At 68.1% G+C, this 23,016-nt stretch carries 26 protein-coding genes and 1 tRNA gene; 11 read left to right on the top strand and 16 right to left on the bottom strand.

Going from position 1 to position 23,016, the window contains the following annotated elements; translation table 11 throughout:
* Positions 1-25: 25 nt before the first annotated feature.
* The 5 genes from kasA to aceE all read right to left on the bottom strand — a co-directional run bounded on the left by kasA (position 26) and on the right by aceE (position 6,932).
* Complete coding sequence (gene kasA / locus MELE44368_RS01510; RefSeq protein WP_128106836.1) at positions 26-1,276, bottom strand: 3-oxoacyl-ACP synthase KasA; 1,251 nt, start codon at positions 1,274-1,276, stop codon at positions 26-28.
* A complete protein-coding gene (acpM, locus tag MELE44368_RS01505) occupies positions 1,273-1,572 on the bottom strand; it encodes a meromycolate extension acyl carrier protein AcpM (RefSeq protein ID WP_046754639.1) in 300 nt (99 codons plus the stop codon). The genes kasA and acpM overlap by 4 nt, the downstream gene beginning before the upstream one ends.
* A 91-nt stretch (positions 1,573-1,663) precedes the next feature.
* The gene (locus MELE44368_RS01500; protein WP_206613650.1) at positions 1,664-2,563 is read right to left on the bottom strand and encodes an ACP S-malonyltransferase; all 900 of its coding nucleotides are present in this window, start codon (positions 2,561-2,563) and stop codon (positions 1,664-1,666) included.
* A gap of 160 nt (positions 2,564-2,723) precedes the next feature.
* A complete protein-coding gene (locus MELE44368_RS01495; RefSeq protein WP_128106834.1) occupies positions 2,724-4,001 on the bottom strand; it encodes a PucR family transcriptional regulator in 1,278 nt (425 codons plus the stop codon).
* Between the two features lie 141 nt (positions 4,002-4,142).
* A complete protein-coding gene (gene aceE, locus MELE44368_RS01490) occupies positions 4,143-6,932 on the bottom strand; it encodes a pyruvate dehydrogenase (acetyl-transferring), homodimeric type (protein ID WP_128106833.1) in 2,790 nt (929 codons plus the stop codon).
* A gap of 232 nt (positions 6,933-7,164) precedes the next feature.
* On the opposite strand from aceE, the gene MELE44368_RS01485 reads away from it, so the two are divergent.
* From MELE44368_RS01485 to MELE44368_RS01470, 4 genes are all read left to right on the top strand, one after another.
* Positions 7,165-7,665: an Rv2240c family protein gene (locus MELE44368_RS01485; RefSeq protein ID WP_128107004.1), complete on the top strand. Its 501-nt coding sequence runs from the start codon at positions 7,165-7,167 to the stop codon at positions 7,663-7,665.
* A gap of 106 nt (positions 7,666-7,771) precedes the next feature.
* Complete coding sequence (locus tag MELE44368_RS01480; protein ID WP_128106832.1) at positions 7,772-8,197, top strand: DUF3052 domain-containing protein; 426 nt, start codon at positions 7,772-7,774, stop codon at positions 8,195-8,197.
* Positions 8,197-8,661 (top strand): peroxiredoxin, encoded by a 465-nt coding sequence (locus MELE44368_RS01475; RefSeq protein ID WP_128106831.1) that lies wholly within the window; start codon positions 8,197-8,199, stop codon positions 8,659-8,661. Before MELE44368_RS01480 ends, MELE44368_RS01475 begins: the two co-directional genes overlap by 1 nt.
* Positions 8,662-8,703: 42 nt before the next feature.
* Positions 8,704-8,778: transfer RNA gene (locus MELE44368_RS01470), tRNA-Val, on the top strand.
* 86 nt (positions 8,779-8,864) lie between these two features.
* Here MELE44368_RS01470 and MELE44368_RS01465 read toward each other — a convergent pair.
* A complete protein-coding gene (locus MELE44368_RS01465; RefSeq protein WP_128106830.1) occupies positions 8,865-9,518 on the bottom strand; it encodes a hypothetical protein in 654 nt (217 codons plus the stop codon).
* 30 nt (positions 9,519-9,548) lie between these two features.
* Positions 9,549-10,583: a tyrosine-type recombinase/integrase gene (locus tag MELE44368_RS01460; RefSeq protein WP_241566429.1), complete on the bottom strand. Its 1,035-nt coding sequence runs from the start codon at positions 10,581-10,583 to the stop codon at positions 9,549-9,551.
* Positions 10,584-10,670: 87 nt separating this feature from the next.
* Between MELE44368_RS01460 and MELE44368_RS01455 the strand changes: the two genes are divergently transcribed.
* The 3 genes from MELE44368_RS01455 to MELE44368_RS26945 all read left to right on the top strand — a co-directional run bounded on the left by MELE44368_RS01455 (position 10,671) and on the right by MELE44368_RS26945 (position 12,210).
* Positions 10,671-11,438: an AAA family ATPase gene (locus MELE44368_RS01455; RefSeq protein ID WP_128106828.1), complete on the top strand. Its 768-nt coding sequence runs from the start codon at positions 10,671-10,673 to the stop codon at positions 11,436-11,438.
* On the top strand, positions 11,347-11,844 hold the full coding sequence (locus MELE44368_RS01450) for a hypothetical protein (RefSeq protein ID WP_128106827.1): 498 nt from the start codon (positions 11,347-11,349) through the stop codon (positions 11,842-11,844). The genes MELE44368_RS01455 and MELE44368_RS01450 overlap by 92 nt, the downstream gene beginning before the upstream one ends.
* A gap of 180 nt (positions 11,845-12,024) precedes the next feature.
* Positions 12,025-12,210 (top strand): recombinase family protein, encoded by a 186-nt coding sequence (locus tag MELE44368_RS26945; protein ID WP_306439131.1) that lies wholly within the window; start codon positions 12,025-12,027, stop codon positions 12,208-12,210.
* Here MELE44368_RS26945 and MELE44368_RS01440 read toward each other — a convergent pair.
* From MELE44368_RS01440 to MELE44368_RS01430, 3 genes are read right to left on the bottom strand one after another with little or no spacing between them, the layout of a single operon-like run.
* The gene (locus MELE44368_RS01440) at positions 12,207-12,617 is read right to left on the bottom strand and encodes an arsenate reductase ArsC (protein ID WP_128106825.1); all 411 of its coding nucleotides are present in this window, start codon (positions 12,615-12,617) and stop codon (positions 12,207-12,209) included. The genes MELE44368_RS26945 and MELE44368_RS01440 overlap by 4 nt on opposite strands.
* A complete protein-coding gene (locus MELE44368_RS01435; RefSeq protein WP_128106824.1) occupies positions 12,614-13,357 on the bottom strand; it encodes an aquaporin in 744 nt (247 codons plus the stop codon). Before MELE44368_RS01435 ends, MELE44368_RS01440 begins: the two co-directional genes overlap by 4 nt.
* A 4-nt stretch (positions 13,358-13,361) precedes the next feature.
* Complete coding sequence (locus tag MELE44368_RS01430) at positions 13,362-13,838, bottom strand: ArsI/CadI family heavy metal resistance metalloenzyme (RefSeq protein WP_128106823.1); 477 nt, start codon at positions 13,836-13,838, stop codon at positions 13,362-13,364.
* Positions 13,839-13,933: 95 nt separating this feature from the next.
* Here MELE44368_RS01430 and MELE44368_RS01425 point away from each other — a divergent pair, with 95 nt between their 5' ends.
* From MELE44368_RS01425 to putP, 3 genes are all read left to right on the top strand, one after another.
* Positions 13,934-14,293, top strand: a complete 360-nt coding sequence (locus MELE44368_RS01425) for an Rv2640c family ArsR-like transcriptional regulator (protein ID WP_128106822.1) — start codon at positions 13,934-13,936, stop codon at positions 14,291-14,293.
* Between the two features lie 79 nt (positions 14,294-14,372).
* On the top strand, positions 14,373-14,867 hold the full coding sequence (locus MELE44368_RS01420; RefSeq protein ID WP_128106821.1) for a hypothetical protein: 495 nt from the start codon (positions 14,373-14,375) through the stop codon (positions 14,865-14,867).
* A 109-nt stretch (positions 14,868-14,976) separates the two neighbouring features.
* Complete coding sequence (gene putP / locus MELE44368_RS01415) at positions 14,977-16,497, top strand: sodium/proline symporter PutP (protein WP_128106820.1); 1,521 nt, start codon at positions 14,977-14,979, stop codon at positions 16,495-16,497.
* Between the two features lie 143 nt (positions 16,498-16,640).
* On the opposite strand, the gene MELE44368_RS01410 is transcribed toward putP, so the two are convergent.
* The 3 genes from MELE44368_RS01410 to MELE44368_RS01400 form a co-directional block, all read right to left on the bottom strand.
* The gene (locus tag MELE44368_RS01410) at positions 16,641-17,240 is read right to left on the bottom strand and encodes a PaaX family transcriptional regulator (protein WP_409366089.1); all 600 of its coding nucleotides are present in this window, start codon (positions 17,238-17,240) and stop codon (positions 16,641-16,643) included.
* Between the two features lie 26 nt (positions 17,241-17,266).
* Positions 17,267-19,084, bottom strand: coding sequence for a M4 family metallopeptidase (locus MELE44368_RS01405; RefSeq protein WP_128106818.1), 1,818 nt, complete (start codon positions 19,082-19,084; stop codon positions 17,267-17,269).
* A gap of 147 nt (positions 19,085-19,231) precedes the next feature.
* Positions 19,232-20,059 (bottom strand): oxygenase MpaB family protein, encoded by an 828-nt coding sequence (locus MELE44368_RS01400; RefSeq protein ID WP_128106817.1) that lies wholly within the window; start codon positions 20,057-20,059, stop codon positions 19,232-19,234.
* Between the two features lie 36 nt (positions 20,060-20,095).
* Here MELE44368_RS01400 and MELE44368_RS01395 point away from each other — a divergent pair, with 36 nt between their 5' ends.
* Complete coding sequence (locus MELE44368_RS01395; RefSeq protein WP_128106816.1) at positions 20,096-21,067, top strand: cobalamin biosynthesis protein; 972 nt, start codon at positions 20,096-20,098, stop codon at positions 21,065-21,067.
* Here the strand turns inward: MELE44368_RS01395 and MELE44368_RS01390 are convergent.
* Genes MELE44368_RS01390 through MELE44368_RS01380 form a run of 3 tightly spaced genes read right to left on the bottom strand, consistent with a single transcriptional unit; the run spans position 21,021 to position 23,006 of the window.
* Complete coding sequence (locus MELE44368_RS01390; protein WP_128106815.1) at positions 21,021-21,848, bottom strand: SURF1 family cytochrome oxidase biogenesis protein; 828 nt, start codon at positions 21,846-21,848, stop codon at positions 21,021-21,023. The two genes, MELE44368_RS01395 and MELE44368_RS01390, sit on opposite strands and share 47 nt — an antisense overlap.
* Positions 21,848-22,342: a low molecular weight protein-tyrosine-phosphatase gene (locus MELE44368_RS01385; RefSeq protein ID WP_046751479.1), complete on the bottom strand. Its 495-nt coding sequence runs from the start codon at positions 22,340-22,342 to the stop codon at positions 21,848-21,850. Before MELE44368_RS01385 ends, MELE44368_RS01390 begins: the two co-directional genes overlap by 1 nt.
* A complete protein-coding gene (locus MELE44368_RS01380; RefSeq protein WP_128107003.1) occupies positions 22,335-23,006 on the bottom strand; it encodes an HAD-IA family hydrolase in 672 nt (223 codons plus the stop codon). The genes MELE44368_RS01385 and MELE44368_RS01380 overlap by 8 nt, the downstream gene beginning before the upstream one ends.
* Positions 23,007-23,016 lie beyond the last annotated feature (10 nt).

Raw genomic sequence — 23,016 nt, 5'->3', positions numbered from 1 at the left:
CAGCTCCGATGCTTCCTTCCGTAGCTCAGTAACGCCCGAATGCCAGGGCGACATTGTGTCCACCGAACCCGAACGAGTTGTTGATGGCGTACTGGTAGTCGCCATATCGAGGCTCGCCCGCAACGACATCGAGATCGATCTCGGGGTCCGGGGTTTCATAGTTGAGCGTCGGCGGGATGACGCCGTCGCGCAGCGTGAGCACCGTCAGCACGGACTCCAGCGCGCCGACCGCGCCGATGGAGTGGCCCAGCGCCGACTTCGGCGCGTACACCGCAGCATGTTCGACGCCGGCGACGCGAATCGCGTTGGCCTCGGCGATGTCACCGATCGACGTGGCCGTGGCGTGCGCGTTGACATGCTGAATGTCCTTGGGCTCCAAGCCCGCCGTCTCCATCGCACGCTTCATCGCGTGGCCCGCGCGCTGACCGTTGGGGTCGGGCGCGACCATGTGATAGGCGTCCGAGGTGATGCCCGCGCCGAGCAGCCGAGCCAGCGGCTTGGCACCGCGGGCCTTCGCGTGCTCTTCGGTCTCGATGACCAACATCGCGCCGGCCTCGCCGAACACGAAGCCGTCCCGGTTCTTGTCGAACGGTCTCGACGCGCCCGCGGGATTGTCGTTGTTGGTCGACATGGCGCGCATCATCGAGAACGCCGCGATCGGCAGCGCCTCGATGCCGCCCTCGACGCCTCCGCACACCGCGATGTCGGCGTCACCCATGACGATCTGACGCCACGCGTGGGCGATGGCCTCCGAGCCCGACGAGCAGGCCGACACCGGGGTGAGCACGCCTGCGCGGGCTCCCAGCTGCAGCCCGACGACCGCGGCCGCACCGTTCGGCATGATCATCTGCACGGCCAGCGGCGACACCTTGCGGGGGCCGCCCTCGTTCATCGCGTCGTAGGTCTCGACGATCTTCTCGCCGCCGCCCAGACCGGTGCCGATGACGACGGCGAAGCGGTCCGGGTCGACCTCGGGGGTACCCGCCGCCTCCCAGAGCTGGCCGCTGAGCAGCTTGGCCATCCGCTGGACGTAGGACATCCGGCGCATGTCGAGCCGCGTCATGTGGTCGTCCACCGAGTCGACGAGATGCCCGCCGATACGCACGGGCAGATCCCACTTGGTGACGAAATCGTCGGTGAGTTCCCGGATTCCGCTCTCGCCTGCCAGCAGGCCCTTCCAAGTGCTCTCGATGTCCGCCGCGATCGACGTCGTCGCCGTTACGGCGGTTACCACAACGCTGGGGAAACCGCCGTTAGCAGTGGAAGGTCTGGTCACTTGTTCTCCGCGATCTGCGCCCGAATGGCAGCAGCGGCCTCGGGGTTCTCTTCCTCGAGCTTCTGGATGTAGGCGACGACGTCACCGACGGTGCGCAGCCCGGCGAGGTCCTCGTCGGGGATCTTCACGCCGTACTTGTCCTCGGTCTGAACGGCGATCTCGACCATCGACAGCGAGTCGATGTCCAGGTCGTCGACGAAGCTCTTCTCCGGGGTGACCTCGGAGGGCTCGATACCGGTGACCTCTTCGATGATCTCGGCGAGACCGGCGATGATTTCTTCCTGAGTGGCGGGCACGATGGCTCCTTCTAGTTGGTTGGTACTGCTTCTTTTGGTTGACGTGCGTTATGCGGTTGTACTTCCCGGCAAGCCGGGAACGGGGTGCCCGTCAGAGCTCTGCAAGCCCGTCCAGGTCAGCGGGGGACTTGACGGCGTGCGTCGGCACTCCCCGAAGTTCTCGTTTGGCGATGCCGGTCAGCGTCCCTGCGGGCGGGAACTCGACAATCGCGGTGACGTTGCGTTCCCTCATGCTCGCGGTGCACAGGTCCCAGCGCACCGGGCGGGTCATCTGCGCCACCAACTTGGTCATGGCGTCGGCGGCAGAGGCCACCGGCTGACCGTCGGCGTTCGACAATAGCGTCGTATTCGGCTCGGCGGTCGTTACACCTTCGGCCGCGGCGGCGTACCCGTCGAGAGCCGAGGCCATGTAGTGGGTGTGGAAGGCGCCCGCGGTGGCCAGCTTGCGCACCCGCGCCTTCTCCGGCGGATCCTCGACGAGCTTGTCCAGCGCGGCGACCGCACCGGCGGCGACGATCTGTCCCGCGGCGTTGCGGTTGGCCGGCACCAGATCCAGCGCCTCGAGGCGGGCGAGCACGTCGGCTTCGTCCCCGCCGAGCACGGCGGCCATGCCGGTCGGTTCCACGGCACAGGCCTTGGCCATCTCGGCACCCCGGGTGGCGGCCAGCTTCACCGCGTCATCGGCGGAGATCACGCCGGCGATCGCGTATGCGGCGATTTCCCCGACCGAATGGCCCGCGACGATGGTGTCCTTGCCTTCGACGAGACCGCGCCGGGTCAGTTCCTCGTGTGCCAGCAGGGTCGCGGCGACGACCAGCGGCTGGGTCACCGCGGTGTCGGTGATCTCCTCGGCCGTCGCGGTGGTGCCCAGCCGGGCCAGGTCGAGCCCGCTGATCTCCGACCACGTCGCGAGCCGCTCGGCCGCGCCGGGCAGCTCGAGCCAGGCGGCGAGCATGCCGGGGGTCTGGGAACCCTGTCCGGGCGCAAGCAAGGCAAGCGCAGTTTTATGAGGCACGGATTAAGAAAACACTGTGAAGACGGTTTCGCGCGGTGTAAGAGATTATGAACCTCGTCTTATGTTTTTGTGGAAGGTCCACAAAAACGCATGTGATGCGACTTCATCGAGATCAGTTCGCGACCTACCGCTTCGTTTACTGGCCACCCGCGGTGGTCCTGCGCAGTGCCGGACGTACCACCGCAGCCGTATTTGGCGTGCTTGATTGATATGCCGGGCGGGTGAGCCGGCCCACGCTGGAGGCCACCCGAAGCACGTACGCATCGCGGGGGACCGTGGGATCTCGTCCCGTGAAGTCGGCGATCCGTTTGAGCCGGTAGCGGACGGTATTTGGATGAACGAACAATTTGCGGGCGCACGCCTCGATGGCGCCACCGGAGTCCAGATACGCGTCCAGGGTCTCGGTCAGGGCGGGCCCCGCGTCCGCCAGCGGCCGCATCACCTCCGAGTCCAGCGCCGCGATCGCGGTCGCGTCGCCGAGCAACGCCCGCTCCGGCAGCAGCTCGCGGGCGGCGACGGGCCGCGGCGCCCCGGGCCAGCCCGCGACCGCGTTCATCCCGGCCATCGCCTCGGTGGCGCTGCGGTGGGCGGCGGTCAGGGTGGGCGCGGTCGGCCCGACCACGACGGGCCCGTCGGCGAACACCGTCAACACCTCGGTGAGGAACCGGTCGGTCGGCGACAGCGTGCCCGAGACGATGGCGACGAGCCAGGCGCCGTGCACATCCGACAGCGTCGCGCGGCCGTTGCGGTTGCCGACGTCGCGGATGTCGTCGCCGGCCAGGTCGATGCGCTCGGGTTGGGGTAGGCCCACGATGACGGTGGCCGGCGCGGTGGCGTCCCAGTTCAGCGCGGCCGCCTGGGACTGCAACTCCGGGCCGGTGTCCCCCCGGACGACGGCGTCGACGACATTGGCCTCCATCCAGGTGTCCCACGCGCCGCGGGCCTCGGCCTGGTCGGCGTAGGCGGTGGCCGCGGCGAACGCCAGGTCGCGGCTGTAGCGCAGAATTCCGGCGGTCAACGCGGTCAGCTGCTCCTCCGAGCGGGCCAGCAGCGGCACCACCTCTTCGAAGAACTCCATGGTGGTGCGCACCATCTCCACCGACTGCCGCAGCGCGATCCGGCGCCGCAGATCCTGGGGGACCACGTCGAACGCCTCGGCCGTGTAGCTGACATTGCTCCGCGGATCGCGCATCCACTCGACGAAGTTCACGATCGCGGTCTGCACCACCAGCTGCACGCTCGCCCGCTGCGAGGCGTCGAGCTCGGCGAAGAACGGCAGCCGTTCCTCCAGCGCGCGCACCGCCTGCGTGGACAATCGGCCCGAGTACTGCTGCAGCCGGCGCAGCACCGGGTCCGGCACCGTCTGCAGCACTTCGACGGTGGACTTCGGCGGAACGTACCGATTGTCGGCCACGGATAAAGGCTACGCCAAGCCTATGGAGGATTCCTCCAAACGGCCCGTCAGGCCCTTTTTCGGCGAGCAGACGTGAAAACCCCCATTACGGCCCCAAAAAGGGGGTGTTCACGTCTGCTCGCCGGGAGAAGGGGCGGCCCGTCAGGCCACCCCGGGGTCCGATGTCTGCTCGGGCGCGGCCAGCACGTCGTCGATCTGGTACCGGTTCGCGGCGTCGACGGCCACCGACTGGTCGATGTTGCCGTCGCGGGCGAGCCCTTCGAGCACGGCGACGGCGATCGACTCGGCGTCGGTGTTGAAGAACCGGCGGGCGGCGGGGCGGGTGTCGGAGAACCCGAAGCCGTCGGTGCCCAACGTGATGAAGGTGCCCGGCACCCAGGGCCGGATCTGCTCGGGCACCGCGCGCATCCAGTCGCTGACCGCGACCACCGGGCCGGCCGCATCGGAAAGCGCCTTGGTCACGTAAGCCGTCCCGGCGGGCCGGCCGGGGTGGCGCAGCCGTTCCTTCTCGATGCGCACACCGTCGCGGTTGAGCTCGCCCCAGCTGGTGACCGACCACACGTCGGCGGCCACATCCCAGTCGGCGGCCAGCAGTTCGGCGGCTCGCAGGGCCTCCGGCATCGCCACACCCGAGGCCAGGATCTGTGCGACGTTGGACCGCTTCTCCGAGGCCGGGCGATACCGGTAGATGCCGCGCAGCAGCCCGTCGACGTCGAGGTTCTCCGGTTCGGCGGGCTGCTTGTAGGGCTCGTTGTAGACGGTGATGTAGAAGAAGACATTCTCCTGGCTCTCGCCGTACATCCGCTCCAGGCCGCTTTCGATGATGTAGGCGATCTCGTAGGCGAACGCCGGGTCGTAGGAGACCACCGCCGGGTTGGTCGCGGCCAGCAGGTGCGAATGCCCGTCGGCGTGCTGCAGGCCCTCACCGACCAGGGTGGTGCGCCCTGCCGTCGCGCCCAGCAGGAACCCGCGGGTCATCTGGTCGCCGGCGGCCCACAGGTTGTCGCCGGTGCGCTGGAAGCCGAACATCGAGTAGAAGATGTAGACCGGGATCATCGGCTCGTTGTGCGTCGAGTACGACGTGCCGACCGCGATGAAGCTGGCCGAGGAGCCCGCTTCGTTGATGCCCTCGTGCAGGATCTGCCCGACTTCGCTTTCCTTGTAGGCCAGCATCAAATCGGCATCGACAGAGGTGTACAGCTGCCCGTTGGGGTTGTAGATCTTGAGGTTCGGGAACCAGGAGTCCATCCCGAACGTGCGGGCCTCGTCGGGGATGATCGGCACGATGCGCCAGCCGATCTCCTTGTCGCGCAACAGTTCTTTGAACGTGCGCACGGTCGCCATGGTGGTGGCCACCTCTTGGTTGCCCGACCCCTTCTTCAGGGACTTGTAGGTGTCGTGTCCGGGCAGCGCCAGCACCTTGCCCTTGGTACGTCGTTCCGGGATGAAGCCGCCCAGCGCGCGCCGGCGTTCGAGCAGATAGCGAATCTCGGGGGCCTCCGGGCCGGGGTGGTAGTACGGCGGCAGATAGGGGTCCTCGTCGAGCTGGGCGTCGCTGATCGGGATCCGCATCGCGTCGCGGAAGTACTTGAGGTCTTCCAGCGCAAGCTTTTTCATCTGGTGGGTGGCGTTGCGGCCCTGGAAGTGAGCGCCCAACGAATAGCCCTTGATGGTCTTGGCCAGGACGACCGTCGGCTGGCCCTTGTGCTCCATGGCCGCGCGGTAGGCGGCATACACCTTGCGGTAGTCGTGCCCGCCGCGCTTGAGGTTCCAGATCTCCTGATCGGACAGGTGCTGCACCAACTGCTTGGTGCGCGGATCGCGGTTGAAGAAGTGCTCACGCACGTATCCGCCGTCGTTGGCCTTGTAGGTCTGGTAGTCCCCGTCGGGCGTGACGTTCATCAGGTTGACCAGGGCGCCGTCCTTGTCGGCCTGCAGCAGCGCATCCCACTCGCGGCCCCACACGACCTTGATGACGTTCCAGCCCGCGCCGCGGAAGAACGACTCCAGTTCCTGGATGATCTTGCCGTTGCCGCGCACCGGCCCGTCCAGGCGCTGCAGGTTGCAGTTCACGACGAACGTCAGGTTGTCGAGGCCCTCCAGTGCCGCCACGTGGGCCAGCCCCCGGCTTTCCGGCTCGTCCATCTCCCCGTCGCCCAGAAACGCCCACACGTGTTGGTCGGAGGTGTCCTTGATGCCGCGATTGTGCAGGTAACGGTTGAACCGGGCCTGGTAGATGGCGTTCATCGGGCCCAGCCCCATCGACACGGTGGGGAACTCCCAGAAGTCCGGCATCAGCCGCGGATGCGGATACGACGGCAGCCCGCCGCCGGGGTGACTGTGTTCCTGGCGGAAACCGTCGAGGTCGTCGGCGGTGAGCCGACCCTCCAGGAACGCCCGGGCGTAGATCCCCGGCGAGGCGTGACCCTGGATGAACACGTGGTCCCCGCCGCCGGGATGGGACTTGCCGCGGAAGAAGTGGTTGAAGCCCACCTCGTACAGCGCCGCTGACGAGGCGTATGTCGAAATGTGTCCTCCCACACCGACTCCCGGCCGCTGCGCGCGGTGCACCATGATCGCGGCGTTCCACCGGATCCAGGTCCGGTAGCGCCGCTCGACCTCCTCGTCACCGGGGAACCACGGCTCGGACTCGGTGGGGATCGTGTTGACGTAGTCCGTGGAGGTCAGCGCCGGGATGGCGACGCGCTTCTCACGGGAGCGCTCCAACAACCGCAGCATCAGGTAGCGTGCCCGCGCCGGCCCGGACCGTTCCACCATCTGATCGAACGACTCGAGCCATTCGCTGGTCTCTTCGGGATCGATATCGGGCAGATAGGACGCGACCCCTTCGCGGATCACCCGCACCCGGTCGGGTTCTGATGTGGTGCTGGAGTTTTGGGCCAGGTCCTGGCGCGCGAACTCGGTGGTCAACTTCCGCTCCTTGTTAGGCGGTATAGGTGTTTACCGATGTGCACAGATGTTTTCTGCGTGTTGTCCATCTTTGTCCCATCCTGCCCCAGGCGCACCGCTGGGGTGGCGACCCAATGAACCGGCGATCACAGATATGAACCGGTAACGTCTGCAGACCGTGCAGATCGGTGGGCTGTTGCAAAAGCGGCTGCGGATCGCCGCCCTCGTGGTGGGCAGCCTGGCTGCCGTGGCGATGATCATCGTGGGCTGCAGCAGCGTCACCGATGGCACTGCGCGGGTCGACGCTGGTGAAGCGCCGGTCTACCGGGCGTCGGTGTCGGCCTCCATCGAAGAGTCGGTGTCCAGCTCGCGTGCGCGGGAATCGGAGCGCCAGTCGTCGATCACCCGGGAGGCCATCCATTCCTCCTGCGAAGCGCTCAGTTCGAGCAGCGTCGACGCGATCACCGCGGTGAACGACTACGTCGATGCGTTCAACGAGAACTCCGCCGACGTGGTCATCAAGTCGCAGCCGGCGATCGACGCCCTCAACCACAGCGCCGACCTGGTCGCGCGCAGCGTGTCGGACCCGCTGAGCCCGGAGTTGAAGGACGCGCTGCACGCCTGGGTGGACGCCGCAAGGGGCGTGGCCACCGCAATTGCCGGCAACTACGGGCCAGTGGAGTTCAACGCGGCGATCACCCGCCTGAACGATACGAAGACCACGGCGCTGAATCTCTGCGATGCCGCATACTGACCCGGTTTGACGAACTTGCCGCCAGGCGCCTGCAAGAGCAAGCCGTCATGCGACGATAGGTCTCGAATGCGCATGGTGCGCCCGAGCTGGCTGAAGGAGGACCACGGTGGTCGCGGCGGACGACGCCCCGAACTACGCCCGAAGACTGGGCATCCAAAGAGATCAGGTTGTACAGGAGTTGGGCTGGGACGAGGACACCGACGACGACATCCGGGCCGACATCGAAGAAGCGTGCGGTGCCGAGCTGCTCGACGAGGACGCCGACGAGGTCATCGACGTGGTGCTGCTGTGGTGGCGCAATGACGACGGCGACCTCGTCGACCGGTTGATGGACGCCATCACCCCGCTGGCCGACGACGGCGTCATCTGGGTGATCACGCCCAAGACGGGCAAGCCGGGCCACGTGCAGCCGGCCGAGATCGCCGAGGCCGCCCCGACCGCGGGCTTGATGCAGACTTCGTCGGCCAACCTGGGGGACTGGATTGCCACCCGGTTGGTGCAGCCGAAGTCCAAAGCTGCCGGGAGGCACTGATGCTCGAGGTCGGCACCGAGGCCCCGGACTTCACCCTGAAGGACCAGAACGGCCGGCCCGTCACCCTCAGCAGCTACCGGGGCGAGAAGAACGTGCTGCTGGTGTTCTTCCCGTTGGCCTTCACCGGTATCTGCCAGGGCGAACTCGACGAGATCCGCGACCACCTGCCTGACTACGAGAACGACGACACCGCGACCCTGGCCATCTCGGTCGGCCCGCCGCCCACCCACAAGATCTGGGCGACGCAGAGCGGGTTCCTGTTTCCCGTGCTCTCGGACTTCTGGCCGCACGGCGGGGTGGCGCAGGCCTACGGCGTCTTCAACGACGACGCCGGGTTCCCCAACCGGGGCACCTTCGTCGTGGACCGCTCCGGCATCATCCGGTTCGCCGAGATGAAGGAGCCGGGGGAGCCGCGCGACCAGTCGGTGTGGAAGCAGGCGTTGGCCGCGTTACGGAACGGCTGAATTTCCGGTCGCGCGGAGTCGGCGTGTACCTTGCCTTCGCAGGGGCGCGTAGCTCAGTGGTAGAGCTCTGGTTTTACACACCAGCGGTCGGCGGTTCGATACCGTCCGCGCCCACCAATGAAAGCCGCTGCTAGACAGTGGTTTTGCGACTCGATCGTCACTCTCGCGGAAACCCCCGCTAGGCCGAAAATAGGCCTACGAGGTCACGGCGGCGGCAAGCGCAGATCGCCCACCGTCAAGTCCTCCCGGTCGCCCCACTCGGGGAGCTGCCAGGGGACGTACCAGCCTGTGATGGGGTGGTCGTCGGGTATGTCTGGGCTCTCCTGCAGAATCCCACCGCCATGGCGCACCGCTCGCACCACCTGAATCAGCCAGTATTCCTTGTTGAGCGTCTGCCATAGTTCTTGCTCGGTAACGGAGTCACGGTGTCGAGACTGCTGCGACCATTCCTCATCGCGCCAGCTCAAGCCCAGCGAGTCACCCCGACCCCGGCGTTGTTCGCCCTCGGCACCGAGCCGCATGAAGTGCAACGTTCGGTTGGGTATCTCGCCCTCGACGTCTTCGAGGTACAGCATGTGCCCGAACTTGTGGCGGACGTTGCTCACCTCTCTTGCAAGGCGAGACCATTGGTCGTGCGGGTGCCGAATGCGGAGGCTGACCGCCAACTCGCGCAGTGTCTTTGCCAACTTGTCCGACCCGGCCCACTCGGCATCCGGCCCGGCGTCAGTGAAGCTGTTGAAGTTAACCTGCGCCCGCACCAGTTCCCACCCGCCGATCACCGTGAGCACCGTCCGCTCAAGGTTCTCCGATGGCTGCAATATCTCGCGTTCGTCGTATCGGCGTCGTTGGTCTGCCACGTCGGGCAGCCTTGGCCTCGCTGGCGACACTCAGGGGGAGGTGTCGCCGACGCTGCGCGACCGACCGAGCAGCGCGTCGCCCGCTGAGGCCAGCGCGTCGTCGTAGACGTGGCCGTATACCCGCAGCGTGATCGCCGGGTCATGCCCCAGCCACTTCGCCGTCGCCGACGGGGTGGTGCCGCCATCGAGCAGCATCGTGGCGGCGGTGTGCCGGACGTCGTGCAACCGGATCACCGGCACCCCAGCTGCAGCGCAGTGAGCGGCGAAGGCCTTCGAGTAGGTCTCGGGCCGGATGGGGGAGCCGTCGCCGTTGACCGCCACCAGCCCGGTATCGGGCCAGCCCTCGCCGAGGGCCAGGTGCTCCTCGGCTTGGCGCGTCTTGAACGCCCGCAGTGCGCCAAGCACGTCACGCGGCATCGGCAGTGTCCGCGCCGAGCGCGTCGACTTTGGTGCGCCGGTCACCGTGCCGCCGCCGACGACCACCCGGCCCTGAGCGACGGTGATAGTTCCGGCGTCGAGGTCGACGTCAGCCCACCGCAGCCCCAGCACCTCCGACCGGCGCAGCCCGGCCAGCGTCAGCAGCCAGCACGCCGCCAGCCGGTCACTACTTATATGTGCGCGGAACGTCGCCGCCTGCTCGGGCGTCCATGTCGCCATCTCGGCAGCGGTGACCTTGGGGCGCTTGACCAGCCGGGCGACGTTGCGAGCCACCAGGCCTTGAGCCATCGCGTCATCGAGTGCCGAGGACAACACCACCAGCATCGAGACGATCGTGCGGGCGCTGATGCCTCCGGCCACCTTGGGGCGCTTGGGGTCGGCGGGCCGGGCGGCGGCATAGCGCCCGCGTGCGGGGCGGACCACCTCACCCGAGGACATCAGCCGGGCCAAGGCCTTCTCACCAGCGTTGCCGAACTCGGCGTACATCTCGCCGTAGCTGGCACCGTCGGGACGCGCCCGCAGCCACGCCAGCACCTCGGCACTGCGCCGCCCCCGCTTGTCGCACTGAGCGACCGGGGCACCCGCCATCCGCAGCGTGATCAGGGCGTCGATGTCGGCGGTTCGCAACTGCTGCAACGGGATCGCGCCCAGCTGGCTGCGAAGATCGCCGCCAAGAACGCCGCGCTGAACCCGACGACTGCAGCGCCCGAGCTGATGTTCAGCGGGGCGGATGCGGTCAACGCGGGCGCAAGCGACGCCCATATCAAGGCCCTGACCGCGCTGTCGGCCGACGAGATTCAGGCCCTCACGATCCGCGCCGCTGCGATGTTGGAGGGCACGAAGACGCGGGTACGCGAGATGGGCCGTCGCATCGCCGCAGAGCGCGACGCCGCTGTGCCTGCGCCCGACCCGGTGAGCCTGGCGGCGCTGCTGGACGAGCCCGATGAAGGCGCGACCTACCGCGTTGGACAGCTGTGGCCGACGGCGGGACGGGTGTTGCTGGCCGCGCCGTTCAAGTCGGGCAAGTCGACGCTGATCGGCAACCTGATTCGCGTGCTGGTCGACGGCGGGCAGTTCCTCGATCGCTTCGAGGTGAGGTCTGTCGGCAAGGTCGTGTTGATCGACACCGAGCTGGACCGCAGGACGCTGCGCCGCTGGCTGCGGGCGCAGGGCATCCGCAATGCCGCCGCCGTCACGGTGATGCCGCTGCGCGGGGCGGTGTCGTCGTTCGATATCACCGACCCCACAACGCGATCGGAGTGGGCGCAGAGCATCGCCGGGGCTGACGTGGTGATCTTGGACTGCCTGCGTCCGGTGCTCGACGCCCTCGGGCTGTCCGAGGACAAGGACGCTGGCCGGGTGCTGGTGGGGTTTGACGCGCTGCTGGCACATGGGCCACCAGAACGAGCGGGCACGCGGCGACTCGCGGCTGCTCGACTGGCCCGACGCGCTGTGGAAGATCGTTCGTGGCGGCGACGATGACAGCGACGACGAGGGTCGCCGCCCTCGGTACTTCTCGGCACTGGGCCGCGATGTCGCCGTGGGCGAGGGTGAACTGACCTACTGCGACCAGACCCGGCACCTGGCCTACGCGGGCGGCAGCCGTAAGGACTCCGCTGCCCGTGCGGCGGTGCCGGAGCTGCTGGCGCTGGTGCGCGCCGAGCCCGGCGAGCTGTCGAAGAACGCCGTCGAAATGCGGTTGAAGGACGAGCACGGCATCACGCAGCGGCTGGCGCGTGACGCGATCGCGTATGCGATCAAGGAGGGCCAGATCGAGGTGGTGCCTGGCCCGCGCAACTCCAAGCTGCTCAAGCCCGCCGATGAGCCGGTCGCGGTGCATCTGGACCCCAAAGCCGAGGACGGCGAGACCGACCAGAAGCAGGGGTAACGGGACAGTCGTGAAACCACCTGAGCCACACGATGACCCTTTCCCGGCGGTTTCGTTGGCGAGCGTTGCGCCTAGCCATGATTCCGGTGATACGGAGGCCGACGTCTGCGCCGACGAACCCGAACCCGCTGCGGGTGGCGCTCGGGCAAGCGAAGCGCCGACAACCCCAACGGCGCGTTGGTGCCAGTGCCGTCGGAGCAGGCTGCGATGAGGCGCATCTGCGAGTTGCGTGACGCCGGAGCAAGCACGCACCAGATCGCCGACACGCTTACCGCCGAGGGGCACCCGACCAAGCGCGGCGGGCGATGGGCGTCAGCGACCGTCAGCCGCATTCTGGCCCGCCAGCCGAAGCCGGTCAGCAGTTAGTCGGCGGTATCGATGCCGAGTTCGCCCAGCAGTTGCCGAACGCGGTCCTCGATCTCGTCGCGGATCGGGCGCACCAGCTCGACCGGCTGGCCCGCCGGGTCGGGTAGCGCCCAATCGACGTAGCGCCGCCCCGGCACGAACGGACAGGTGTCGCCGCACCCCATCGTCACGACCACATCGGCGGTCTCGATCATCTGGTCGGTCCACCGCTGCGGGGTCTCGGCGGTGATGTCGATCCCGCGCTCGGCCATGACGGCGACGGCTGCCGGGTTGATCTGGTCGGCGGGCTGCGAGCCGCCGGAGTAGGCGGTGGCGCGACCCTCGGCCAGGTGATTGAAGAAGCCCAGCGCCATCTGCGAGCGCCCGGCGTTGTGTGTGCACAGGAACAGCACCGCAGGTTTGGTCATGGCTGACTCCGATCTCGGTGATGGGGGACGACGGCCTGGTCGGCGGTCTCGGGCGCGTCGGGATACAACGCAACGAACAGCACCAGCCCGAGCAGCCCGCCGACGATCTGCGCGGCGATGAAACCCGGCGCTGAGCCCGGCGCGATCCCGGCGAAGGTGTCGGAGAACATGCGACCGATGGTGACCGCCGGATTGGCGAACGACGTCGAGCTGGTGAACCAATACGCCGCGCCGATATACGCGCCGACCGCCGCCGCCGACAGGGCGGCGCGCCCCGACCGCGACAGGGCGAATATCAGCGCGATCAGCCCCGCCGTCGCGACGACCTCGCCGACCACATGCCCGGTCGTGAGGCGGTCCTTGGTGGCGATCTCGACAGCGGCGCGGTCGAACATTACGTTGGCCAGCACCGCCCCGGCGATGCCGCCGAGGGTCTGGGCAGCGGTGTAGGTCAGCACCCCCGCGCCGCTGATCCCGGTTTGGGCGCGCCGCCCCAGCAGCCAGTCGGCAGCGGTGACCACCGGGTTGAAATGGGCGCCTGATACCGGACCGAATAGCAGGATCAGCACCGCCAGCCCGAGCGCCGTCGCGATGGAGTTCTCCAGCAATTGCAACCCGACGTCGTGGGTTGACAGTTGCGCGGCGGCGATGCCGGAGCCGATGACGACCGTCACCAGCAGCGCGGTGCCGACGAACTCGGCGAGCAGCGGTCGCCGGGCGGTGCTGATCCTGGTGGTCATCCGGTCAGCAGCACGCCGCCGTGGTGCTGGGCTGTTCGCCCTGCGCCGCCGACCCGCCGCAGCACACGCCACCCTCGGCGGCGGGGTCGAGGTGCTGCGGGCTGGTGCCGAAGGTCTCCGAGTCGGCGAGCACGGTGTAGACCTCCCACTTCTCACCGCCTGGGCCGGTGACCCACACCTTGTCCTGGGTGGCGAAGCAGCACGTGGTGCCGATCTCCTCGTCGGTGAACAGCCCCTCGCCCGCGAGCCGGCCGATTTCGTCGTGCACCTTCTCGCTCGTCTCGACCTCGACGCCGAGGTGGTTGATGGAGCCGCCCTGGCCGGGGTTCTCGATGAGCACCAGCTTCAGCGGCGGCTCGGCGATGGCGAAGTTCGCGTAGCCGTCCTTGAGCTTGGCGGGCTCGGCGTTGAACAGCTTCGAGTAGAACGCGACCCCTTCGGCGAGGTTGTCGACGTTGAGGGCGAGTTGGACGCGGGACATGGCGAGCCTCCTACCTGTGTGACATATATCGAACTATAGCGAACACGATAGTGCCACCTTTTTGATATATGTCAATCTTCTGGCATGATCGAGGTATGCCGAAGACGCTGCCCACCATCGACATCTCCGCGCCGGTCTGCTGCTCACCCGTGGCCGCCGGGCCGCTCGATGACGACTCGGCGCTGGCCATTGCGCTGCGGCTCAAGGCTTTAGCTGACCCGGTGCGCGTCAAGCTGGTGTCATTGCTGTTCAGCTCGACCGAGGGCGAGGTGTGCAGCTGCGACCTGGCGGCGGCGGTCGGCCTGACCGAATCGACGGTGAGCCATCACCTGTCGCAGCTGCGCAAGGCGGGCCTGGTCGAGTCGGAGCGGCGCGGCATGAACGTCTACCACCGCCCGCAGCGAGACGCTCTCGTCGCGCTGTGCGCCGTGCTCGATCCGAACTGCTGCACATGATCCGATAGCCGGGTCCGACACGCCGACACGCCGCAACCCCGGTCTCCCGCAGGCCGGGGGCCAGTCGAGAGGACGACTCATGGATCAGGCCGAAATCCGCCGACGTCGCGGCAACCTGTCGGTGGACGACTACCGGGGCTTCTCGGTGCGCCGCGAGATCGCCGACGTGGCCGGGCCGCTCGCCGCTCAGGTCGCCGCGCTGTCCAGTCCGGTGCAGGTGCGGCGGCACGTGCTCGCCTACGCCGATGCGGCCCATGAGGCGGCGGGCACAATGACCCGCTGGCTCGCGGAACGCGATGCGCGTCGTCGCACCGAGCATCTGGCCGATGATCCCGGCAGGCGCAAGCACGCCGTCACCACAATCTGCGACCTCGCGCCGCGCCCGGCGCTGCCGGAGATCGCCGACGAGATGATCACCGATGGTTCGTGGGTTGCGGCGCTGGTCGAGATGGTCACCCCGATCGACGGCGCGCTGCGTGACCTGCTGTCCTCGGCGTTCCCGCCCGGCGCGCCCGCGCTGCGTGGTCGCCCGCAGCGCTGCTTCGCGCCGCTCCTGTGTGGTTCTGGCGGCTAAAAGGCGAACCCATTCCCATCTGAGCGGCCAAGATGTTCAGATGGCCGTCCTGGTTTCATGACCGAGACCACGGGCACATCACGGGAATCTTCGGCGGAACGAGAACTCTATGTCCGGCAGCGTGTTTCAGATGTTGGCGATCGGGCTGTACTTCGTCCTGATGCTCGCGATCGGCTTCTACGCCTTCCGCCGGACCAGCGACCTCGACGACTACATGCTCGCCGGCCGCAGGCTCACCCCGCCTGTCGCCGCGCTGTCGGCGGGCGCATCGGACATGTCCGGATGGCTGCTGCTCGGCGTTCCCGGCGCCATCTACGCCTCCGGTCTGCTCGAGTCGTGGATCGTGATCGGCCTGGTGATCGGCGCGTGGCTCAACTGGAAGTTCGTCGCGCCGCGGCTGCGGGCCTACACCGAGATCGCCAACAACTCGATCACCGTGCCGAGCTTCTTCGAGAACCGGCTGCGCGACAACTCGCACGTCCTGCGGATCTCAGCCGGCGCGATCATCCTGGTCTTCTTCACGTTCTACGTGTCGTCCGGCATGGTCGCCGGCGGCGTGTTCTTCGAGTCGTCGTTCGGCTCGTCGTATCGGACCGGCATGCTGCTGGTCGCCGGAGTCACCCTGTGCTACACGCTGTTCGGCGGTTTCCTGGGTGCCTCGCTCACCGACGTCGCGCAGGCGTTGCTGATGTTCGCCGCACTGGTCACGATCCCGGTCGTCACGATCATCGCCACCGGCGGACCGGGCGAGATGGTCAACCTGGTCCAGGCCGCCGACGCCGCGCACAACGCCGCCGACCCCGGTGACGAGATCCACCGCACGTCACTGTTCTTCGGCGGAAGCTTTCTCGCCATCGTGTCGGCAGCGGCCTGGGGGCTCGGTTACTTCGGCCAGCCGCACATCATCGTCCGGTTCATGGCGATGCGCTCCTCGGCCGACGCCAAGGCCGGTCGTCGTATCGGTATCAGCTGGATGATCCTCACCTCCGCGGGTGCGATCACCACCGGCTTCGCGGGCCTGGCCTACTTCTTTCGCGAAGGCGTTACGCTGGACAACCCCGAGACCGTGTTCTTGCGGCTCGCGCAGGTGATGTTCCATCCCTTCGTCGCCGGAATCGTGCTCGCCGCGGTGCTGGCCGCGATCATGTCGACGGTCTCGTCGCAACTCATCGTGTGCTCATCGGCTTTGGTCGAAGACATCTACCGCGCGTTCGGCAGAGAGGCCAGTCCGACGAGGCTGGTCACCTACGGACGGCTCGGGGTGCTGACAGTCGCGGTGGTGGCGGTCCTGTTGGCGCTCAACCCGGATGGGACGATCCTGGACCTCGTCGGCTTCGCGTGGGCCGGCTTCGGCGCCGCGTTCGGCCCCTTGATCATCCTGTCGCTGTTCTGGCGCAAGCTCACCTCGGCCGGCGCGATCGCCGGCATGATCGCCGGTGCCGTGGTGGTCGGTATCTGGGGTCAGACCGAGGCGTTGTCGAACGTGATGTACGAGATCGTGCCCGGCTTCATCGCGTGTCTCGTCGTCGCTGTGGTCGTATCCCTCATGACCGCGCGCCATGACGACGAAATCCAGCGCGAGTTCTCCGAGATGGCCGAGAAGACTCACGAACTCGCGGCGTCTGCCTGACGGTGACACCAGCGCCGCGCGGGGCGCCACCGCCGAACGTGAACTCGTGCTCGAATTTTGCGGGAAATCTCGCGCACAACTTCACGTTCGGCGACGACCCCGGGGTCCCAGGCGCGTCGCCGTCGGTGTGCACCGTGACCCGGTCATGACACCGACTGCTTCTCCAGTTCGGTCCAGTACTTCTGGGCCGGGCCGTGCCACTCGTCGTGACGTCGATGAAACAGCGCCGCGGCCTGAGGACCGGGCCAGTCGTGATCGAGCAGTTCGCGCGGAAGCGCGGGATCGAGGAAGGGAAATCGGCGCCACGCGTGAACCAACCGCACTTGCGCTTGGAACGCCTTGACCGGGGTGGAGGCGCGCAGCTTGCCGAACGTGCGGAGGAAGTCCGCGTAGCACTTCTCGACTTCGGCCAGGTTCCACGCATCGGCGATCAGCGACTCGGTCTTGCCGATGGAGGCGAGCTGGCCCGTCCAGGCGAAAGCGCGCCCCTGGAGACCGAGGTCGTCGATGATCGTCGCGACCTCGCCGCCCTTGCTGACGTCAGGAAGTATCCAGATGCCGGGGCTGGGGGAACCCATCCCCAACCAGGTCAGCCGCGTGCGCAGTCGGTGGCGCAGTTGCCGTTGCTTCTCCGGGATCCCGACCGAAAGGACGAGCCACTCGCCATCCCATGCGGGCGTGTCTCTCGCGGCACCGGCTCGAGCGACAGCGACTCTTCCGACTCCGCGGCCTAGATAACCCACCGCTACCGGGCGTCCGACCCAAAGGGTCAGACCGCGATCGCCCCTGCGGTGTCGGGCACGGCGATACCGACATCGCTGTAGGCCCGCCGAACCGCGGCTAGTTCGTCGGCGTCGAACCCGAGCGCTTCGGCTTCGGCGAACACGGCCGTCGCCGCGTCGGTGAACGACGCGCCCGGGGTGAGCCGGTACAGCGAGCCGTAGAACACCCGAGCCCAGGTCTCGTCCGACACGCCTGCGGTGTCGGCGTCGGTCATCATCCGGTACGCCGCGTGGCTGAAGATCGTGCTGTTGCGGTGCGCGCTGCCGCCCGGAACGAACTGGTTGTAATGCGCGTAGGTACCCAACGATCCCGGATCGGCGAGGTTGCGGATCGCGCACCCGTGGGCCCGCGGCGACGCGCAACCGTAGTCCTCGGCGATCAGCCATCGATCCGGTCCGGCCTTGCCCTCGATCAGGCTGCCCAGGATGTCGGAGTAGGCCTCCTCCAACGCTGTTGACTGGTCGTCCTGCCCGAGGATCTCGCCGTGCCGGCCCTTGACGACGCTGTCGATGACGGCGTGGGTGTACTCGTGCGCGACGATGTCCAGCGCGCTTTCGAAGTCGTGCCCGAACACGAACACCTGGTACGTCCGATACCAGTACGCATTGTTGAAGTCGTGGGAGATGACCGTGACGGCGATCGGTGCGCCGGCGTCGTCGAACGAGTCGTGCGCGAGCGTGGTGACATAGAAGTCATACACCACGGCCGCATTCGCGTGCGCGGACACCGTCGACGGATCCCACCCGGAGGTGAACACGACGATGTCCCCGGGCGCGTCGACCGGATAGTGCATGGCGCCGGACACGTAGGTGACCGCGGTGTAGGTGGTGATGTCGCGCGCCGTGTCGATCAGGAAGTGCTGGTCGAGCTCGGAGCTGTATGCCCCGGCGAACTCGCGGGGCACGCCGAGCAGGTCGTCGGCGGTGTAGATCGTCGGGATGACCAGCGTGGTCACGTACGTCGTGGTGACCTGAGTGGCCGGAAAGCCGAACCTCTCAAGGACATTGGCGACGCCCGTCTCGATGCGCCGGTACAGACCCCAGATCGCGTCCAGCACCGGGACCAACGGGTTGGGCGAGGGACCGGTGGCGTCCGGGTTGAAACCCAGCAGACCCAACACGCCCAGGGTCACGGTCCGGAACAGGTTGGGCCGCACCTCTTGCACGGTGATGACGTCCAGGACCACCGTGACAGGCTCGGGGGCGGCCTGCGCGGCGGGCTCGGGACCCGTGACGATCGCAGCCGCGGCGATGACAGCCGAGTCGAATTCGGTCGACGGCCGTGCCTCGCCGTTTTCGTCGGCCATGGTGGACGACGACACCACCGGCGCAGGCGTCGTCGATGCGGCGGCCGGCGGAAGCGCGGAGTCGCGACGCTCTGCTGTGACCGATTCGGCCGGCAACGAACCCGCCGGATCGACGGCCTCAGTCGGCGCACTCGCGGTGTCGGCCTCGGCCGCCGTGTCGGTCTCGGTGTCGACGTCCGCCTCGTCCTCCGCGGTGTCGAGCGGTGAATCGATCGCGTCGACGGGCTCGCTGGTGTCGTCGTCAACGGCGGAGGTTTCGGTGAGGGACTCCGCGTCGGGCGTCTCGGCGTCCGGGGTCGTGGCCGCCTCACCGGAACTCGGGCGGCCGGCTCCTGCGAAGCTGTCCGTGCTGGCGGTCTCGGTCGAGGTGTCGGTCGAGGTGCCCGGCGCGGCCAGCGCGACGCCCGGCCCGAACACCAGCGCTACGCTCAGCCCCGCGGTTGCCGCGCCGATGCGGACCCACCCGCGGTGCTGCCCATGGGTTCGCTCGTCGGCCATCTTGCTCCTTGCCCTGATTCCACCGGCGATCTGGTGAAGCGAACGTCACGAAGGTCCGCCGGCAAAGACGGTAACACCGGGTACGGCCTCGCGGGGTGATTAGGATGACGTAGACGTTAATTTGCTGTGCAGCGTGCGGGCGGACCGCTAGACGACGCGCTTGCCGCGGCGTGCGCGCATCCGCATGTCCCACAGGTACAGCTGGTAGCCCAACAGCCACACCTCCCGCGGCACCACCCGATCGGTGATGCGCAGCACGGTCAGCAGCCGATCGAACAGGCGCTGTTGGCCGGCGCCCCACCGCAGCCGCATGTGTTCGCGAAACTCAGGCGGGAGAAACCCCGTCGTCGCGAACAGGTTGAACCGGCCGGCGAGCAACCGCAGCGGCGCAGGCAGCATCGCCATCGCGGCGACGCCGTGCAGGTGTTCGCGCACCGGCTCGTCGATGCGCAGTTCGTCCAACGACCGCTTCCAGTACTCGTCGAACGCGGCCCGGTCGGGCGGCCACGTCTCCGCGCGGACCTGCAGCGTGGTGCCGAGCCTCCTGGCGTCCCGGTACACCGCATCGGCGGCCTCGTCATCGAGGGGGCCGTACAGGAACTCGTGCTGATCGACGTAGTAGCGATACAGGCAGGCGGCGACCCAGAGCTGCAGCCGCGGGTCAAACGCCCTGTATGACACCGGACTTGAGTCGGTCGACCGAACCATCGCATGCACCCGGTCGACCTCGCGGCGGATCAGCTCGCGGTCGGCCCGAGTGCCCATCGTCGCGACGGCCAGGTACGTGCCGGTGGTGCGGGCGCGTTTGAACGGGCGCTTGTAGACGTTGCCGCTGTCCACCGGGCTCTCCAGCACGCCGTACCCCACGCCGGGCAGCGACAACTGCATGATCACGTTCGCGGCGGGCAGCAACGCCGCCGCGGGGTTGATCAGATCGACGACTTTGCGCGGGTGTCGCGGTGGTCCCAGCCTCATGACTTCTAGTAGACCACTATGTGAGACGCTCCCGAAGTGTTTGCGTCGACAACTTGCGAGCGCGCAGCGGGGCTCGCGGCCGGCGCCATCGCCGACGGGTTACTGGGTGATCCGCGTCGTGGGCATCCGGTGGCGCTGTTCGGCCGCGGTGCAGCGGCTTTGGAGCGCGTGACGTACCGGGACTCGCGGGCTGCCGGCGCACTTCACACCGGAGTGCTGGCCGTGCTCGGCGCGTTGGGCCTGGCGGCCGACCGCGTCGGTACGCGCCGGGGCCCGGCCGGCCGCGCGGCGGCGACGGCGGCCGCGGTGTTCGTCGCGCTCGGAGGCACGTCGTTGAGCAGGACCGGCACCGTGATGGCCGACCATCTGCGTGCCGGCGACCTGGACGCCGCCCGGCGCGTGCTGCCCTCGCTGTGCGGGCGCGATCCCGCCGTGCTCGACAGCTCCGGGCTGACCCGGGCAGCGGTGGAGTCGGTCGCCGAGAACACCTCCGACGCGCAGGTGGCGCCGCTGTGGTGGGCCGCCGTCGGCGGCGTGCCCGCGGTGCTGGTGTACCGCGGGGCCAACACGCTCGACGCCATGATCGGCAACCGGTCTCCGCGATACGTCCGATTCGGTTGGGCGGCAGCGCGATTCGATGACGTCATCAATTACGTGCCGGCGCGTGTGACGGCGGTGCTGGTGGCGGTGTGCGCACCGCTGGTCGGGGGATCACCGGTTGCGGCGTTGCGGGCGTGGCGCCGCGACGCGGGCCGTCATCCCAGCCCGAACGCGGGCGTGGTCGAAGCCGCCTTCGCCGGAGCGCTCGGGGTACGGCTGGGCGGACCCACCCAGTACGCGCACCAACTCGAGATCCGGCCGACGCTCGGGGAGGGCCCGTCGCCGCGGGTTCACGACCTCGCGCGGGCGGTGCGGCTGTCGCGTGCCGTACAGGTGGCCGCCGCGGTCATCGCCTGCGCGGTCACCGCCGCCGGCCGTAACGGTCGGCGAGCTTGTCCTCGGTGCTGACCGGCGCATCCGGCGCGGCCGCCGCGGCGTCCTTTGCGGCTTTGTCCCGTCGGCGTTGACGTATTTCGGCGTACACGAAGTACCCGAGGCCCAGCGGGGCGATGATGCCGAACGCGATCCACTGGATGCCGTAGGACAGGAACGGCCCGGCATCCAGATGCGGCAGCGCGAGTTCGCCCAACCCGCCCGGCTGATCACCGATGAGCTGCAGGTACGAGCCGGTCAGCGGGACGCCCGTGAGCTGCGAGATCTGCTCGGTGTTGATCGAATACACCTGCTGCACCCCGTCCTGGGGCATGGGCTCCTTGCCGCGGGCCAGGCCCTCCGAGTCGCGCAACCTGGCGACGACCGTCACCTCGCCGTCCGGCACAGGCGCGATCTCCGGTACCCGCGAACCCTCGACCGGTCGCACGTAGCCGCGGTTGACCAGCACGGTCGGACCGTCGTCGACGGCGAACGGCACCAGCACCTCGAACGCCGGTTCCCCTTCGACCACCCGCAACCGCGCCAGCACCTGGCCTTCGGGCAGGTAGCGTCCGGTGGCCGTGACAAGGCGCCACTGCGCATCCGGGGCCGCCGAATCCTGGTTCGGCAGAAGCGATGTGACGGGCACCGGGTCGGCCTTCAGCGACTGCGCGATCTGGGCGTTCTCGCGAGATGTCTTGGTGTTCTTGCCGAGCTGCCACGGTGCGAGCACCGTGAAGCACAGGTAGGTGAACGCCAGCACCACGACGAACAGGGCCAGCCACGATGGCCGCAGCAGGAACGCCCAGCGTCGCATCAGCTTGCGATCCCCCTCGCGGTCAGCTGTTCGTCGACCCACGCGTGCAGGCCGGGCAGCGCCGTCTCGATGACGCGGAACACCTCTTCGAAGTCGTCGTGATCGCCGTAGTAGGGGTCTTCCACGTCGAGTGCGTAGGCGCCCGACCGCGGATCGAACGACCGCAGCATCCGGATCCGCTCGTCGGGCACCCCGAGTTCGCGCAGGATCCGGACGTGGTTGCGGCCCAGCGCGACGACGAGGTCGGCGGACATATGGTGGTCGTCGACCTGAGCGGCACGGTGCGTGGTGGGGTAGCCGTGCGCGCGCAGCACGTGGGTGGCCCGCCGGTCGGCGGGCGCACCGGCATGCCAGCCGCCGGTTCCCGCGCTGGTCACCAGAACCGCTTCGGACAGGCCGCGCTCGCTGATCTGGTGGGCGAACATCTTCTCCGCCATCGGCGACCGGCAGATGTTGCCGGAGCAGACGAACGTCACGTGCAGCAGGTCAGACACCCAGCACCTCACGCAACTCTTCGACGGTCGACACGTGGGCCAGCGCGGCAGGGCTGTCGGGGTCGTCGAAATCCCCGCGGCCGTAACCCCATCCGACCACGACGGTGTCGATGCCGTGTTCGGCCGCGCCCTCGACGTCGTGGGAGCGGTCGCCGACCATCAGGACGCGTTCGGGCAGCGGCGCCAGCTGAGCCACCGCGTGCGCGACCACATCGGCCTTCAACGCCCGTGAGCCGTCGACGCTGGCGCCGGCGATCACCTCGAAGTGGTCGTCGAGACCGAAATGGGCCAGGATGCGCTGCGCCGTCGGCTCGGCCTTGGAGGTGGCCACCGCCAGCCGCGCGCCGGCGGCCCGCAGGTCGGCAAGCAGCGCGGGGATGCCGTCGAACAGCCGGTTGATCGCCCAGCCGCGCGCCCGGTAGTCGGACCGGTAGGCGGCGATCGCGGCGTCGGTACGCTCACCCAGCCCCAGTTCCTGAAGCGTGTGATGCATCGGCGGGCCCACCACCATGCCGGCCAGGTCCCCATCGGGGACATCGGCGCCGACCGAGGTCAGCGCATGGCGAAAGCTCGAGACGATGCCCTGAGCCGAATCGGTCAGGGTGCCGTCGAGGTCGAAGATCACCAGATGCGGGCGAGTTCCCGCAGCGGTGCGGGCCAACATGTCGGTCACG

The organism is Mycolicibacterium elephantis DSM 44368 (assembly GCF_004014805.1).
Lineage (GTDB): Bacteria > Actinomycetota > Actinomycetes > Mycobacteriales > Mycobacteriaceae > Mycobacterium > Mycobacterium elephantis.
The sequence above is the reverse complement of the archived record's forward strand: the minus strand, read 5'-3'. Positions and strand labels throughout refer to the sequence as shown.